The sequence below is a fragment of the Pseudomonas sp. genome (assembly GCF_026224925.1).
Taxonomy (GTDB): domain Bacteria; phylum Pseudomonadota; class Gammaproteobacteria; order Pseudomonadales; family Pseudomonadaceae; genus Aquipseudomonas.
In genome coordinates, this window is the sequence record NZ_JAMFRV010000365.1 from 1 (window position 1) to 14,853 (window position 14,853).

The 14,853-nt window shown below is 57.2% G+C and carries 18 protein-coding genes; 7 read left to right on the plus strand and 11 right to left on the minus strand.

Annotation, left to right across the window (positions count from 1 at the left end; all coding sequences use genetic code 11):
* Positions 1 to 151: 151 nt before the first annotated feature.
* From M0974_RS15845 to M0974_RS15860, 4 genes are all read left to right on the plus strand, one after another.
* Complete coding sequence (locus M0974_RS15845) at positions 152 to 760, plus strand: TetR/AcrR family transcriptional regulator (protein WP_297838558.1); 609 nt, start codon at positions 152 to 154, stop codon at positions 758 to 760.
* Between the two features lie 249 nt (positions 761 to 1,009).
* On the plus strand, positions 1,010 to 1,879 hold the full coding sequence (locus tag M0974_RS15850; protein WP_297838562.1) for an urea transporter: 870 nt from the start codon (positions 1,010 to 1,012) through the stop codon (positions 1,877 to 1,879).
* Positions 1,880 to 1,924: 45 nt separating this feature from the next.
* Positions 1,925 to 2,758 carry an ion transporter gene (locus M0974_RS15855; protein WP_297838564.1) on the plus strand — a complete coding sequence of 278 codons (834 nt, stop codon included), beginning with the start codon at positions 1,925 to 1,927 and terminating at the stop codon, positions 2,756 to 2,758.
* 111 nt (positions 2,759 to 2,869) lie between these two features.
* Positions 2,870 to 3,868 carry a sulfate ABC transporter substrate-binding protein gene (locus M0974_RS15860; protein ID WP_297838567.1) on the plus strand — a complete coding sequence of 333 codons (999 nt, stop codon included), beginning with the start codon at positions 2,870 to 2,872 and terminating at the stop codon, positions 3,866 to 3,868.
* Between the two features lie 174 nt (positions 3,869 to 4,042).
* Here M0974_RS15860 and M0974_RS15865 read toward each other — a convergent pair whose 3' ends face one another.
* The 10 genes from M0974_RS15865 to ccmA form a co-directional block, all read right to left on the minus strand.
* The gene (locus M0974_RS15865) at positions 4,043 to 4,444 is read right to left on the minus strand and encodes a hypothetical protein (protein ID WP_297838570.1); all 402 of its coding nucleotides are present in this window, start codon (positions 4,442 to 4,444) and stop codon (positions 4,043 to 4,045) included.
* A gap of 12 nt (positions 4,445 to 4,456) precedes the next feature.
* Positions 4,457 to 5,692, minus strand: a complete 1,236-nt coding sequence (gene ccmI, locus M0974_RS15870) for a c-type cytochrome biogenesis protein CcmI (protein WP_297838572.1) — start codon at positions 5,690 to 5,692, stop codon at positions 4,457 to 4,459.
* A complete protein-coding gene (locus M0974_RS15875; RefSeq protein WP_297838574.1) occupies positions 5,689 to 6,159 on the minus strand; it encodes a cytochrome c-type biogenesis protein in 471 nt (156 codons plus the stop codon). Before M0974_RS15875 ends, ccmI begins: the two co-directional genes overlap by 4 nt.
* Positions 6,156 to 6,692: a DsbE family thiol:disulfide interchange protein gene (locus tag M0974_RS15880; protein ID WP_297838576.1), complete on the minus strand. Its 537-nt coding sequence runs from the start codon at positions 6,690 to 6,692 to the stop codon at positions 6,156 to 6,158. Before M0974_RS15880 ends, M0974_RS15875 begins: the two co-directional genes overlap by 4 nt.
* Positions 6,689 to 8,659: a heme lyase CcmF/NrfE family subunit gene (locus M0974_RS15885; RefSeq protein WP_297838578.1), complete on the minus strand. Its 1,971-nt coding sequence runs from the start codon at positions 8,657 to 8,659 to the stop codon at positions 6,689 to 6,691. Before M0974_RS15885 ends, M0974_RS15880 begins: the two co-directional genes overlap by 4 nt.
* A 3-nt stretch (positions 8,660 to 8,662) precedes the next feature.
* Entirely contained in the window at positions 8,663 to 9,139 is a 477-nt protein-coding gene (ccmE, locus tag M0974_RS15890) for a cytochrome c maturation protein CcmE (RefSeq protein WP_297838579.1), read from the minus strand.
* Positions 9,136 to 9,312 carry a heme exporter protein CcmD gene (gene ccmD / locus M0974_RS15895; protein ID WP_297838580.1) on the minus strand — a complete coding sequence of 59 codons (177 nt, stop codon included), beginning with the start codon at positions 9,310 to 9,312 and terminating at the stop codon, positions 9,136 to 9,138. Before ccmD ends, ccmE begins: the two co-directional genes overlap by 4 nt.
* Positions 9,309 to 10,094: a heme ABC transporter permease gene (locus M0974_RS15900; RefSeq protein WP_297838587.1), complete on the minus strand. Its 786-nt coding sequence runs from the start codon at positions 10,092 to 10,094 to the stop codon at positions 9,309 to 9,311. Before M0974_RS15900 ends, ccmD begins: the two co-directional genes overlap by 4 nt.
* Positions 10,095 to 10,169: 75 nt before the next feature.
* Positions 10,170 to 10,841 carry a heme exporter protein CcmB gene (gene ccmB / locus M0974_RS15905; protein ID WP_297838581.1) on the minus strand — a complete coding sequence of 224 codons (672 nt, stop codon included), beginning with the start codon at positions 10,839 to 10,841 and terminating at the stop codon, positions 10,170 to 10,172.
* Positions 10,838 to 11,473: a cytochrome c biogenesis heme-transporting ATPase CcmA gene (gene ccmA, locus M0974_RS15910; protein WP_297838582.1), complete on the minus strand. Its 636-nt coding sequence runs from the start codon at positions 11,471 to 11,473 to the stop codon at positions 10,838 to 10,840. Before ccmA ends, ccmB begins: the two co-directional genes overlap by 4 nt.
* Positions 11,474 to 11,695: 222 nt before the next feature.
* On the opposite strand from ccmA, the gene M0974_RS15915 reads away from it, so the two are divergent.
* Together M0974_RS15915 and M0974_RS15920 are read left to right on the plus strand one after the other, a co-directional pair.
* A complete protein-coding gene (locus tag M0974_RS15915; RefSeq protein ID WP_297838583.1) occupies positions 11,696 to 13,273 on the plus strand; it encodes a flagellar hook-length control protein FliK in 1,578 nt (525 codons plus the stop codon).
* On the plus strand, positions 13,273 to 13,596 hold the full coding sequence (locus M0974_RS15920; RefSeq protein ID WP_297838584.1) for an EscU/YscU/HrcU family type III secretion system export apparatus switch protein: 324 nt from the start codon (positions 13,273 to 13,275) through the stop codon (positions 13,594 to 13,596). The genes M0974_RS15915 and M0974_RS15920 overlap by 1 nt, the downstream gene beginning before the upstream one ends.
* Before the next feature lie 420 nt (positions 13,597 to 14,016).
* Here M0974_RS15920 and M0974_RS15925 read toward each other — a convergent pair whose 3' ends face one another.
* Positions 14,017 to 14,211 (minus strand): hypothetical protein, encoded by a 195-nt coding sequence (locus M0974_RS15925; protein ID WP_297838585.1) that lies wholly within the window; start codon positions 14,209 to 14,211, stop codon positions 14,017 to 14,019.
* A 214-nt stretch (positions 14,212 to 14,425) separates the two neighbouring features.
* Between M0974_RS15925 and M0974_RS15930 the strand changes: the two genes are divergently transcribed.
* The gene (locus tag M0974_RS15930; protein ID WP_297838586.1) at positions 14,426 to 14,710 is read left to right on the plus strand and encodes a hypothetical protein; all 285 of its coding nucleotides are present in this window, start codon (positions 14,426 to 14,428) and stop codon (positions 14,708 to 14,710) included.
* Positions 14,711 to 14,853: the final 143 nt, after the last annotated feature.

The following is a 14,853-nucleotide window of genomic DNA, read 5'->3' on the forward strand; positions in this document are numbered from 1 at the left end:
ACGTCACAGGGTGAAGTGTAGATGTTGTTCAGCTTGGTGACAGATACCTTCAAGCTCAAGTACGCCGAGCTGTACAGGGCATTCTTGAGCCTGCCGCAAAGCGGGTGCTACCATGGACAACCGCCAGCACTGGCAAGGAATTCTCTGGTTTATGAGCAGCATTCGCGAGCGAAACAAAGAACTGATTCTTAGCGCAGCCAGTGAAGAGTTTGCCGACAAGGGCTTCGCAGCCAGCAAAACCAGCGATATCGCGGCCAAGGCCGGGCTGCCTAAGCCCAACGTCTATTACTACTTCAAATCCAAAGAGAACCTCTACCGTGAGGTGCTCGAAAGCATTATCGAGCCGATTTTGCAGGCATCGACGCCGTTCAATCGCGACGGCGTACCGGCTGACGTATTGAGCGGTTATATCCGCTCGAAAATTCGTATTTCCCGCGATCTGCCCTTCGCCTCGAAGGTGTTCGCCAGCGAAATCATGCACGGTGCCCCACACCTGACCCCCGAGCAAGTTGGCCAGCTTAACCAGCAGGCAAAGCACAACATCGAATGTATCCAGGCCTGGATCGACAACGGCCAGATCGCCCCGCTCGATCCGCATCACCTGATGTTCACCATCTGGGCCGCGACCCAGACCTACGCCGATTTCGACTGGCAAATCTCCACGGTGACCGGCAAGGCCAAACTTGAAGACAGCGACTACGAAGCTGCCGCCCAAACCATTATTCGGTTGGTGCTCAAAGGGTGCGAGCTGGATAAATAAATTGCCAGCGTTTGGGGATGGGCCGGCGGAAAATCGAGAACCTGTGGGACCGAATTCATTCGGGAAGAAGGTGACGCGGACTGTCTAACAGACCGCTGTGTTTCTTTCCCGAATGAATTCGGTCCCACAGTAAATTAGCGATCCTTCACCCTCCTTCAAAAATGCTTTGACCATCCCATCCCGTCGTGAATAAACTCGACTGCACTTAAAACTGTATACAACTATAAAAATAATTGGGCACAAAACCCTATGCACCCTACCTCTTGCCCAGACTGGGCCGAAGCGATACTCAACGGTTTCAGCCAAGTGCTTCTGCAGCGCCATCCGTTTTGCGGCCTGCTTTGCCTAGTGGCGATTTTATTGACTGCTCCGGCGTTGCTCGCGGGTCCGTTGTTGGGTGCGCTGGCGGGCCTGCTCACTGCCCAACAGCGAGGTTATGACAAAGTCGAGCGTCAGGCTGGGCTTTACAGCTACAACGGCGTTCTCCTGGGCGTGTTGCTGTGCAAGCAGTTTCCGTGGTCACCGTTGTTGCCGCTGTTGATCATTGCGAGCGGCGGCTTGAGCGCGATGCTCACCCACCGCTGGCTGAGGTGCACCCCAAACCCGCAATGCCTGAAAGCCTACACCGCACCGTTCGTGTTGTTCAGTTGGCTGCTGCTGGCTTGCGCTGCGCCACAAAGCATCACTCTCGATACGTTGAACAGCACGCTGCTGCACGCCCTGCCCCAGGGGTTGGGCCAAGTCTTCTTGCTCGATCAGCCCTTGGCCGGGCTGTTAATCGGTGCAGGTTTGCTCATCGCCGATCGCCGAGCTGCCTGCTGGGCTGTTATCGGTTGCGTTGGCGGAATCGCTGTGGCCATTTTGCAAAACGAACCGTCCAGCGCGCTGTTCGGCCTTGCCAGTTACAACCCTGCTTTGGCTGGCCTCGCTTTCAGTCGACAGCGCGATAAACCCTGGCTCCCGGCATGCGCCATCGTCCTGGCGATCCTCTTGCAGCCCGGATTTTCCGAGGTTGGCCTACCGCCCCTAACCGCGCCATTTGTGCTCGCTTGCTGGCTGGTTCAGGCCAGCGCCCGTCTGATGCAACGGTCAACATTCGATCACAGGTTGCACTGGTGAGCCGAAACCTACAGGCTCTCTGAATATTCACTTCGGAAAGAGCTCATGGACAGCAACACTGGCTGGCGGGAACAGCTGCGCGTCATCATTTTTCAGGTCGATACAGTAGCGGGTCGGCGCTTCGACACCACTTTGCTAGTGATCATCCTTGCGAGCCTGTTCATCGTCATCATTGACAGTATCGACAGTATTCACCGGCATTACATCGACTTCTTTGCCTACATAGAATGGGGCTTCACCATCGTATTCGCCATCGAATACGCCCTGCGCTTGTACTGCTCGCCGAAACCATTGCGCTACGCCTTCAGCTTTTACGGGTTGGTCGATTTGCTGGCGATTGTGCCGGGAATTCTTTCGCTGTATTACGCTGACGCACAATATTTGCTGATCATTCGGATCATCCGCATGTTGCGAATCTTTCGGGTACTCAAGCTCAGCCCGTACTTGAAGCAAGCCAACTTCTTGCTGTCAGCATTGCGCGGCAGCAAACAAAAAATCATCGTATTTCTCGCCACGGTCTCCACCCTGGTGATCGTGTTTGGCACGCTTATGTATGTCATTGAAGGGCCAGAGAACGGTTATACCAGTATCCCAGTGGGTATCTATTGGGCCATTGTCACGGTGACCACCGTAGGCTTTGGTGACATCGTACCGAAGACTCCAGCGGGACAAATGCTGGCGTCACTGTTGATGATCACCGGTTATTCGATTATCGCGGTTCCCACCGGTATCTTCACCGCTGAACTGGCCAATGCCATGCGCGCGGGACAGCTTGAACATGAGTGCCCTGTGTGCGCCAAGACTAACCATGAAAACGAAGCATCTTTCTGCGCTCGTTGCGGCAACGCGCTGTTCCCAAAAATTGAGGAACAGGCATAAGGAAATCTCTTTTAGGTATTTAAAGGCCCGTGTGCATCCGGCTATAGTCGCGCGCACTAAGCCGTAGGGCTCCCACTCATCGTTACCTACAATTCGAAAAAGGAATTCGCCGTGAACAAACTTTTTGGCGCCTCACTGTTGGCGGCAGGCTTGATGCTCGCCAGCACAGCACAGGCGGCCCCCGCCCTGCTCAACGTCTCTTACGACGTGATGCGCGACTTCTACAAAGACTACAACAGCGCCTTTCAGAAACATTGGCAGGCCGAGCACAACGAAAACATCGCCCTGCAGATGTCCTTTGGCGGCTCAAGCAAACAGGCCCGATCAGTGATCGATGGCCTGCCCGCTGACGTGATCACCATGAACATGGCCACCGACATCAACGCCTTGGCGGACAACGGCAAGCTGGTGCCGGATAACTGGATCACACGCCTGCCCAACGACAGCGCGCCGTTTACCTCGGCCACGGTGTTCATCGTGCGTAAGGGCAACCCCAAGGCCCTGAAAGACTGGAACGACTTGGTCAAAGACGGGGTTGAAGTGATCGTGCCTAACCCGAAAACCTCGGGCAACGGCCGCTACACCTATCTGTCGGCATGGGGCTACACGCTGAAAAATGGCGGCGACGAAGCCGCCGCGAAAAAATTCGTCGGCGAACTGTTCCACCATGTTCCGGTACTCGACACGGGCGGACGCGGCGCTACCACAACGTTCATGACCAACCAGATTGGCGACGTATTGGTGACCTTCGAAAACGAAGCCGAAATGATCGCCAAGGAATTTGGCCGTGATCAGTTCGAAGTAGTCTACCCAAGCGTGTCAGCCGAGGCTGAACCGCCGGTGAGCGTGGTCGATAAGGTCGTCGACAAAAAAGGCACCCGTGCCGCAGCCGAGGAATACCTGAAATACCTATGGTCGCCCGAAGGCCAGGAAATCGCCGCCGCCAACTACCTGCGTCCACGTGACCCAGCAGTGCTGGCCAAGTACGCTGATCGTTTCCCGAAAGTCGACTTTCTATCGGTAGAGAAAACCTTCGGTGACTGGCGTACTGTGCAGAAGACCCACTTTGGGGATGGTGGGATTTTCGATCAGATTTATTCGGGCAAGTAAGGCGGGCTGTTAAAGCCGAAGCTAACTAATCGGCATTCAGCAATTTGCCAAGACTCTGTGGGACCGAATTCATTCGGGAAGCGGCCTGCGCGGTCTGTTTGAAGGACCGCATTGTCGCCTTCCCGAATGAATTCGGTCCCACGAAATGAGAGCTTGGCGTCGCTCTGTAAACTCTCAGTGCCCAAACTGCCGGCTCAACCCCGGCGGCACGCCATTGGCATCGGTATCCTGCCACGGTCCATTACGTGCGGTTGACCAGCTCCAGCCGTTGGCCCAGCGGTAATAAGTACGCTGGCGGTAGAAGGTGTCGGTTTGATCCTCAAGTACATACACCCCGAGTTTTGAATCCCAGTGGCAGTTGCCGCCCGGTGGCGGGGCGAAGTGTGCGGAGGTTTGTGGTGCGGCCGGCGCCGGGCGTTGCGGCGTTGGCTGCGGAGATTTGTAGCGCGTGCTCGGCGTTGAAGTACCGGGCTGCTGCGGAATGGGCTCGCTGCTTTGCGGTGCCGGTGGCTGCACCGCACATGCACTCAAGCCCAACACCAGACTCAACAAGGTAACGCGCGCGACGGTGCTCATGGTCTTCTCTTCTTAATGGTCCGGACTGTCGATGGTCAGTGCTTGCAACTCAGTGGTGCTGCTAGCCAACGGTGTGCTGCGGCCAATCCACTCGCCTTTGGTCGCTTGGCCTGCGCGTGAGATGCGAGCAACCAGTTGGACTTCAGGAAAGTTCGACAGTTTCAGTTGCGGCATCATCGCGTCGGCATCGGCCAGTTCGACTTCAGCCGGCAGGTCAGCCACGGTCAAACGCTTGACCGCCAACGGCATCGGCGGCCCGGACGTGGCGCGAGCAAAGATGAACACGCTGTCGCCGGGCTGGACGTTAGCCTTAAGCGCCGCAGCGAGGTCAACCCGAACCTTGAGCAGTGCCGGCAGTTTGCTTTGCACCGCAGCTGCGTCCGGTGCTTTGACCGGGGCAACAGGTGCAGCCGCTACTTGAGCGCCTGTGCCCAGCTTGTCAGCAGCGCGAGCGATGCCGCCTTCCAATGCCGAGCGGGATGGATCATCTGCCGGCAACACCGCCAGCAAGCGGTTCCAGTAATCCATGGCTTGCTGATAGCGCTGCGCCTCGAAGGCGGCGATACCCAACAAGCCAAGGCTGGTGACTTCTTTTGGATCGGCCTTAAGTGCCTCGCTGGTCAGGGCTTCAACTTGGGGCGAAAATTTCTTGTTGCCCGCAAAATACAGCGCCTGCGCCCACTGCCCCAGCAGCTCTGGCTGACGGCCCGCCAACGCAACCGAACGTTCAAACAGACTCGCCGCATCTGCCGGACGGTCTTGGGCCATATAAGTACGCGCCAGGAAGTACAAGCCTTCTGCCGAATCCGGCTGGGCTTTTACTGCACGTTCCAGACGTTTGGACATTTCATCCAAAGAGGTGGGTGCCTGAGCGAATTCGCGGCTCAGTTCGACCTTATCGCTGGCGCCGTAATGCAGGTACAACCCAAGCCCCAGAACTGGCACCATCACCGCCGCTAACAGTGGCCATGATTTACCCAGACGCGCAGTGCGTGGGGCATCGGCGCCTTCAGTGTCCGCCAGCAACTCGCGAGCAGCTTCGGCACGGCCTGAAACCATTTGCGCGTCAGAGAGCACGCCCTCCTCCTGCTGACCCGCCAGTTCGGCCACACGTTCCTGATACAGGGCAACGTTAAGCGCAGTACGGTCCTCTTCACTTTGAGCGCGGCGACCACGCAGAACAGGAATCAACAAGAAACTCAGGGCCACCAGCAACAGCAGGCCGGCAGCTAGCCAGAAATCAATCATTCGTGGTTTTTATCCAACAGGTGGGCGAGGCGCTGACGCTCCTCGTCGGAAAGAACGTCTGCATCCTCGGCACGCTGGCCGCGACGGCGCGTGACGATGATGCCGATCACCAGAACACCGCCCAGCAGCAAGGCAGCAGGGCCAAACCACAGTAGCCAGGTTCCAGAATTGAGTGCCGGCTTGTAACGCACAAAGTTACCGTAGCGATCGACCATGAAGTCGATAATTTGCTGATTGCTCTGGCCTTCGCCCAGCATCCGGTAAATCTCTTTGCGCAGGTCGGCAGCAATCGGCGCGTTGGAGTCGGCGATGTCCTGGTTCTGACACTTAGGGCAACGCAGCTCTCGGGTCAGCTCGGCGTATCGCGCGCGCTCGGCGTCATCGCGAAATTCGTACGAATCAATCGCGGCCTGCGCTACCCCGGCCAAACCCAGACTTAAAACGGCAGCCGCTAACCAACGCTTCATTGCTTAGCCTCATCTACCAGACCTTGATACAAGGCGGCCAGTTGCTCATGCCACACCACATCATCGATCACCCCGACGTGCTTGTAACGAATCACGCCTTTGCTGTCGATCAGGAAGGTTTCGGGCGCGCCGTATACACCCAGATTCAGGCCCAGACCACCCGCTTCATCGTTGATGTTGATCTGGTAGGGATTATGAAACTCCTTCAACCATTTCAGAGCATCGACGTTGACGTCTTTGTAGTTGATCCCGTAAATCACCACGCCCTGCTGCGCCAGTTTGGTCAACACCGGATGTTCTACTCGGCAAGAGATACACCATGTGCCCCAAACGTTAACCAAGGCCGGCTTACCTAGCAGGTCGGCCTGGGTAAGCAACTTGCCGTCTTGCACCGAAGGCAGGGAAAACGCCGGGAATTGTTTGCCGATCATCGCCGATGGCAGCTCCGCTGGGTCAAGGTATAGGCCGCGGTAGAGAAACGCCGCCATCCCTAGAAACAACACCAGCGGCACTAACAGAATCCAACGCTTCATGCCGTGGCCCCCAGGCCTAGCGCTTCACGCACTTTGCTTTTGACCTTGACTCTATAACGGCGATCCGTGGCAGCCAGCACGCCACCCAACCCAGTGAACAAACCGCCGAACCAGATCCAGCGCACGAAGGGTTTGACGTGCAGGCGCACAGCCCAGGCGCCGTTGTCCAGCGGTTCACCCAGGGCAACGTAAAGGTCACGACCAAAACCCGCGTCGATACCCGCTTCAGTCATCATCGATTGCTGCACGGTGTACAAGCGTTTTTCCGGGTGAAGAAGCGCGACTTGTTTACCGCCTTCCAGCACACGAATAGTGCCTTGGTCGGACGTAAAGTTCGGGCCTTGAATATGTTTGGCGCCCTCGAACTGGAACACATAACCGCCGAGGTACAACGAGTCACCCGGTGCCATGCGCAGATCCCGCTGAGCACTGTTTGAACTGGAAAGCACCACGCCCAACGCGCATACAGCGATGCCAATGTGGGCGACCTGCATACCCCAATAACTGCGGGTCAGGCCACGAACGCCTTTGATCAAACCTTTGTGACGCGTCTTGTCGAGGATGTCACGGATACCGGCCAGCAAGACCCACGCCGCCAGCATGAAGACGGCCAGCGAACCCCACTGCGTGTCGTGCAGAACAAAAGCGGCGAGTCCGGCCAGTACCGCACTGCCGACCAATACTGGCGCCAACATGCCCGCCAACCATCTTACTGGAGTGTCTTTCCAGCGCACCAATACACCGATTGCCATCACGGCCATCAGCAGCGCCATCAACGGCACGAACAAGGCGTTGAAGTAAGGCGGGCCGACCGACATTTTGGCGCCACTCAACGCATCCACCGCCAGCGGGTACAAGGTCCCCAGCAGAATCATTGATGCAGCGACCACCAAAATCAGGTTGTTGCCCAACAACAGGGTTTCACGTGACCACAAAGAGAAACCCACGTGACTTTTCACCACCGGCGCACGGAATGCGAACAAGGTCAGCGAGCCGCCGACTACGGTCAGCAGGAAGATCAGGATGAACACGCCACGGGCTGGGTCAGACGCGAATGCGTGCACCGACGTGAGCACGCCGGAACGAACCAGAAAGGTGCCCAACAGGCTCAGCGAGAAGGCGGCAATCGCCAACAACACCGTCCAGCTTTTGAACACACCACGTTTTTCCGTGACCGCCAGCGAGTGAATCAACGCTGTGCCGACCAGCCATGGCATGAACGAGGCATTTTCTACCGGGTCCCAGAACCACCAGCCGCCCCAGCCAAGTTCGTAGTACGCCCACCAGGAACCCAACGTGATACCAACACCCAGAAACGCCCAGGCAATGATCGTCCATGGTCGTGACCAGCGCGCCCATGCCGCGTCCAGACGCCCGCCGAGCAGTGCGGCAATCGCAAATGCGAAGGCGACCGAGAAACCGACGTAGCCCATGTACAGCATCGGCGGATGCACGATCAGGCCGATGTCTTGCAGCAACGGATTAAGGTCGTGACCGTCTGCCGGTATTTGCGGCAGAATCCGCGAAAATGGGTTGGAGGTGAGGATCAAGAACAGCAGGAAGCCCACGCTGATCATGCCCATGACGGCCAATACACGCGCCAACATCACTTGCGGCAGTTGCCGGGAGAAGATCGACACCGCGAACGTCCAGCCACCGAGGATCAATGCCCACAACAACAACGAACCTTCGTGCGCGCCCCACACAGCGCTGAATTTGAAGTACCACGGCAAGGCGCTGTTGGAGTTATTGGCGACGTACCCGACCGAGAAATCATCGGTCATGAACGAGTAGGTCAGGCAACCAAAAGAAAACACCAGAAAAGCAAATTGCCCCCATGCGGCCGGCTGGGCCAGGCTCATCCACAGGCGGTCGCCGCGCCAAGCGCCGATCAACGGCACGATGGCTTGCACGATGGCAAAGCACAGCGCCAGAATCATGGCCAAATGGCCGAGTTCGGGAATCATGGGTCAGCCCTGTTTCGATGGAAAGGAGGTCGTGGAGGCCGACGCAGGCGCCGACTGGCCGCTGTCCTGCAGCGCTTTTTTGACTTCAGGTGGCATGTATTTCTCATCGTGCTTGGCCAGCACTTCATCGGCGACTACCACGCCGTTTGCGTTCAATTTGCCCAACGCAACGATGCCCTGCCCTTCACGAAAAAGGTCCGGGAGAATGCCGCGATAGGTGATGGTTACGGACTTATTGAAATCGGTGACAACAAATTTGACGTCCAGTGAGTCGCCGGAACGCTGCAGCGATCCCTTCTCCACCATACCGCCAGCCCGAATACGCGCATCAACCGGGGCTTCGCCGTTGGCGATCTGAGTCGGCGTATAGAACAAGTTGATGTTCTCCCGCAGGGCGCTTAAAGCCAGGGTCACGGCGATGCCGACCCCCGCCAGTATTCCGACGATGACCAACAGACGCTTTCTACGCAACGGATTCACTTCTGATTCTCCCAGCGCAGACGTCGCGCCTCTTGTTGCAGGTAACGTCGACGGGCCAATAACGGCAACGCCACGTTGAGAGTCAAGACTGACAGGCAAATGCCGTAAGCCGACCAGACGTAGAGGGCATGGTGCCCCATGGCCAGAAAATCACTGAACGAGTCGAAGCTCACTGTACGACCCCTTTCTCAGGAATTTGATTCAGGCTTTTCAGCACTTCATCCTTGACCCAGCTGCTGCGAGCTTCGCGCTTAAGCACTTCAAGACGCATGCGAAGCAGGACCACCGCGCCGAAGAAACAATAAAAACCCACTACCATAAACAGCAACGGCAGCCACATCTCGGCAGGCATGTCCGGTTTTTTGGTGAGGCTGAAGGTCGCCCCTTGGTGCAGGGTGCTCCACCACTCCACCGAATACTTGATGATCGGAATGTTGATCACGCCGACGATGGCCAGCACTGCGCACGCTTTTGCCGCGCTGTCACGGTTAGTGATGGCGTTGCCGAGGGCTATCAGGCCGAAGTATAGAAACAACAGGATTAACATTGAGGTCAGGCGTGCATCCCAAACCCACCATGAACCCCAGGTCGGCTTGCCCCAGATGGCCCCGGTAACCAACGCCAAGGCGGTCATCCAGGCGCCGACAGGAGCAGCGCATTGCAGCGCGACATCGGCGATCTTCATTTTCCAAACCAGCCCGACCACGCCCGCCACCGCCAACATTATGTAGCAAGACTGGGCAACCATCGCCGCTGGCACGTGGATATAAATGATGCGAAAACTGTTGCCCTGCTGGTAGTCCGGCGGCGCGAAGGCCAGCCCCCACACCAGACCGATACCGATCAACAACACGGCGGCGATGCTCAGCCAGGGCAACAGGCGCCCACTGATGCCATAGAACCATTTAGGTGAGCCCAGCTTGTGGAACCAGGTCCAACTGATGCTGCTTTTCATCATGCTGCCTTTCATCACAGTACTTTCAGGGTCTTTATTGATCATCGCCTTCCGGTCGCGATGATCCAACCTCAATTATTCGCCGACACTAATCTTCAGGCCAGCGGCTATTGCAAAAGGTGTCAGGGTAACTGCCAAAGCGGTCAGGCTGCCAAGCCAAAGCAGGTAACCAGTAGCGGGCATGCCTTGCAGCGCCGCCTGTAACGCACCGCTGCCCAGGATCAAGACAGGGATGTACAACGGCAGAATCAACAATGCCAATAATAACCCACCGCGCTTCAAACCCACGGTCAATGCCGCCCCCACTGCGCCGAGCAGACTTAAAACCGGCGTACCCAAGAGCAGCGACAGCAACAATACTGGCAAGCACGCGCTGGGCAAACCCAGCATCAGCGCCAGCAACGGTGCCAATAGTACCAACGCCAGGCCGGAAAACATCCAGTGTGCCAGCACCTTGGCTGAAACAAGAAGGGCCAGGGGGTGCGACGAAAGGACCCACTGCTCCAGCGAACCGTCTTCGAAATCACTGCGAAACAGCCCGTCAAGCGAGAGCAGGACGGACAATAACGCCGCCACCCAGACTAATCCCGGAGACAAGGTTTGCAACAATTGCGTCTCCGGGCCGACGGCCAGCGGAAACAAAGCGATCACTATCGCGAAAAAAACCAGTGGATTGGCTAATTCCGCCGGACGGCGAAACAGCAAACGAGCTTCACGGGCGACCATCAGGGTAAACACATGGCTCATACAGCCCACTGCCCCAAGTCAATGTCTCGATAACCTTCAGGTAAGTGGCCCAATGAGTGGTGGGTGGTCAAGACGACCATACCGCCGCGCTCGCAATGGGCGGCCAAGTGCTGTTCAAGCTGGGCGACGCCTTGCTTGTCCAGCGCGGTAAACGGCTCGTCGAGAATCCACAATGGAGGGCTATCAAGGTACAGGCGGGCCAGCGCGACACGGCGTTGCTGGCCGGCTGACAAGGTGTGACACGGCACGTCTTCAAAACCGCGCAAACCGACCGACTCCAGCGCTCGCCAAATGTCGGTGCGCTCGGCAGGACGGTGCAATGCACAAAGCCATGTGAGATTTTCTTCCGCCGTCAGTAAGTCTTTGATGCCAGCCGCGTGGCCGATCCACAGAAGGTTACGCGCCAATTCAGCTCGTTGCGTCGCCAAGGGCAGGCCGTTCAGCCTTACTTCCCCGGCAGTAGGCTGCATCAGCCCGGCCAACAAACGCAGCAGGCTAGTTTTACCGCTGCCGTTCGGACCGCTGATTTGCAGCATGTCGCCGGCGGACAGACGTAATTCGAGGTTCTCGAAGAGCATCCGCCAGTCACGCTCGCAAGCAAGCGCCACGGCTTCTAGAAGAGGACTGGGCATGGCTGACCTTCTATTTAGGGTCAAGGGCTTTAGGATCAAGGACTGTGTGATCGAGGACTCTCAAGTCGGCAAAAAAACGGCCGTTATACTGATGACGCTTGAATCAACACCCCACTCGAAAGGATGGGCTACGGATATTTATCCGCCCCCTCGTAGACGGGGCGGCATTATACATGTCATGTCCTACTTAAAAGAGGGCAATTTCGACAGGTTGTAACCCCAATGACAGGCGACATCAGCAGCCTTCCATCGCTACCCCCTGCCGTTGCGCTGCTCAAGGCCGGCGTTTCGCCGAGCGACGTTGTAAAACTACTGCAACCGGCCGCCGGACTATTGGCGACGGGCGAGACCGTCACGGCTGAAGTGGTCACTGCAAAACAGGTCGATCAAGCCTTTCAGTTGCTATTGCGACTGAATCTGGCAAGCGGCAGCCAAACCCTGGTCCAGGCCACCGCTCAGCAGCAATTGCCTGTGGGTGCCAGCTTGTTGGTATCGCAACCCACCCCAGCCAGCCTCGCCATTACCGTGCAGCAGAGTTTGAGTAATGCCGTTGCCAGCTTGCTGAGCATCGACACCAAACAAGTGCCCGTTGGCACCTTGCTGCAAGGCACCGTGCAGAGCAGCCAGGCCCTGCCCCAAGCGGCGGGTCAACCGGCACTTTTTCGCAACATTATCACCCTGATCAATACCGTACTTGCGGGCACCACCCTGACCGTCGACAGCCCTAAACCGCTCACTGTTGGCAGCCAGCTCAACGCGCAAGTACAAGGGCCGCAGTCGTTGAGCTTCGTGCAGTTGAGCACGCGCCTGGATCAGATGGCGGTGGCGCAGCAACTCAGTACCCAACAAAGCCGCCAAGGGTCGCTGGATGGGCTGTTCAAGGTGCTGCAAAACGTGCAGCAAAATCCAAGCCTGCCACCGGCCTTACAAGCGAGCATCACTACGTTGCTGGCGGACCTGCCTGACATTGGGCAATTGAGTGACCCGAAAATGCTCGCCCAAGCCTTGAGCGGCAGCGGCGTGTTTCTTGAAGCCAACCTGCTCGGCGGTCAAAATGTTGCTTCGACCCCCGACTTGAAAGCCAACCTGTTGCGGCTGATTGCGCAGATTCTTCCTCAGCTACCGGATAATACCGATTACGACACCGCAGCGGTCGCCAACACCATGGCTCGGGTCATGCCAAGCATTATCCGCAACGCCCTTGGCACGCTAGGGCTGGTCAGTGCGCGCGCTCATCCGAGTAGCTTTCCACTGCCATCGCGCTACTTGGGCTCGGAAAACGCTGACGATCTTGAGACTGTATTGAAGCTTGCCGCAGCTGCGATTTCGCGCCTGCAAAGCCATCAGCTTTCCGGGCTGGAACAAACACGCACCACCGCTGACGGCGGCGTGCTGACGACTTGGCAGCTGGAAATCCCCATGCGCAACCTGCAGGACATCGTCCCGTTGCAGGTCAAGGTCCAGCGTGAAGAAACCCCGGATAAGGACGAGGCCGCCGAGAAACCTGACAACCCGATCAAACCGGCAAAAGAAAAGTTATGGCGGGTGGAGTTAGCGTTTGATTTGGAGCCGCTCGGCCCTTTACAGGTTCAGGCGCAGTTGGCTCACGGCAGCTTGTCCAGTCAGCTGTGGGCTGAACGCCCGGAAAGTGCTGAGTTGATTGCCAATGAACTGGGTTATTTGCGTGAACGCCTAGTGGCGTCGGGCATTAACGTCAGCGAACTTGCCTGCCATCGAGGCACACCGCCTCAAGGCCAGCGCACCGCCCTGGAACAACGCTGGATCGACGAGACTGCCTGATGACCCAGACCGAACACCCACCGCGCCAAGCCATCGCCCTTAGTTATGACGGGCAGCATGCGCCGACACTCACGGCCAAAGGCGACGACCAACTGGCCGAAGCGATCCTGGCCATCGCCCGGGAGTATGAAGTTCCGATCTACGAAAACGCCGAGTTGGTCAAATTGCTGGCACGCATGGAGCTGGGTGACAGCATTCCGGCAGCGCTGTACCAGACCATAGCGGAGATCATCGCCTTCGCCTGGCACCTCAAAGGCAAATTCCCGGTGGGACGTGATCCTGATGCCGAACCGGTGGAACGGGATATCACACCGACAGCTTGATAAACCGCAAAATGTTCGTGGTTGCTTAAAGTATGGTTTCGCTCTTTTACAGCGAAGAACCTTTTTCAAACGTCGGGGCGCCGAACCGAAAAAAGGTCCCGCCAAAAGGGCTTGCCCCACCATACGTGGCCTTTTTTCCGCAATTTGATATCCAATTCACATCAAATCTCAAAGGCAGACCAAAACCACTGTAGGAGCGCGCTTGCCCGCGATGGAGCGCAAAGCGCTCCCCAAACGGTAGATACCGCTTTAATGGCCAAAAACCGCTTCTGCCAACCTACGACTGCTGCGCAACCAATCGCGAATAAATTCGCTCCTACGGCCTATCGGCCAGTAGCAGGTGCCCATACAAGCCAGCCGCCTCAGCGCATAACTGCTTTTGATGTTGGCTTGTAAAACAGCAGGCCCGCAGGGCCTTCATCAAACAGGCCCCGTAAAACCATCAGGCAGAACGCAGCCGTCGGTGGTGATGTCCTCGCCGCAAAGGCCTTCGATTTGCGAGTCTGTATCTTCAGGGATCGGGTGTACCAGGATGGTGCCCAGTTGCGCGCTGCTGTTGTCGGGATAGATCAACCGCGGCATTTCTCCCAGTCGTCCGTGCTTGGGTGTCCACATACTCGCCGTCTTGATAATCGAACGACGCGTACATGTAATTGTCGAATTTGCATGAGCTTGCTACCGGTCGGCGTCCTTGGCATAAAGAACACCAACCCACAACCGGGGGTTCCCTGATCGGTGATAAAGCGACCTCAGAGCGGCCATGGCTGTTCGAGGGTTCGCCGCGTCGGGTGCGATGCCGCACCGAGTTCATCACGAAGGAGATCACTCGATGGCTATTCACTTCAAAGTCGCAGGTCACCTCGCTTGCGGTCACCACGGCGCTAATCTGTCTTCCAGCAACGAACTCAAGCGAGTGAAATGCCGCAGCTGCCGCAACACCGAAGCGTTCAAGGACGCCCAACGAACCGAGCGCAACGCCAAGCGCCGGGCCGCCCGCAAAAATAAAGTGGCACACGTCGCGACCGATTGGCGCGCTTCCTGGACCGAGCGACTAAAAGCCATGCCAGGTTCACATCGACTGCCTCGCGGGTTTGCTGGTCAACCAAACGTCTAGCCTAGCCCCAACAGTGATGCATCAAGAGCCGGTTCTTTGCTGCTTTCGCGAATGAATTCGCTCCTACGGCCTGTCGGCCAGAAGCAGGTATCCATACAAGCCAGCCGCCTCAGCGCATAACTGCTTTTGATGTTGGCTTGTAA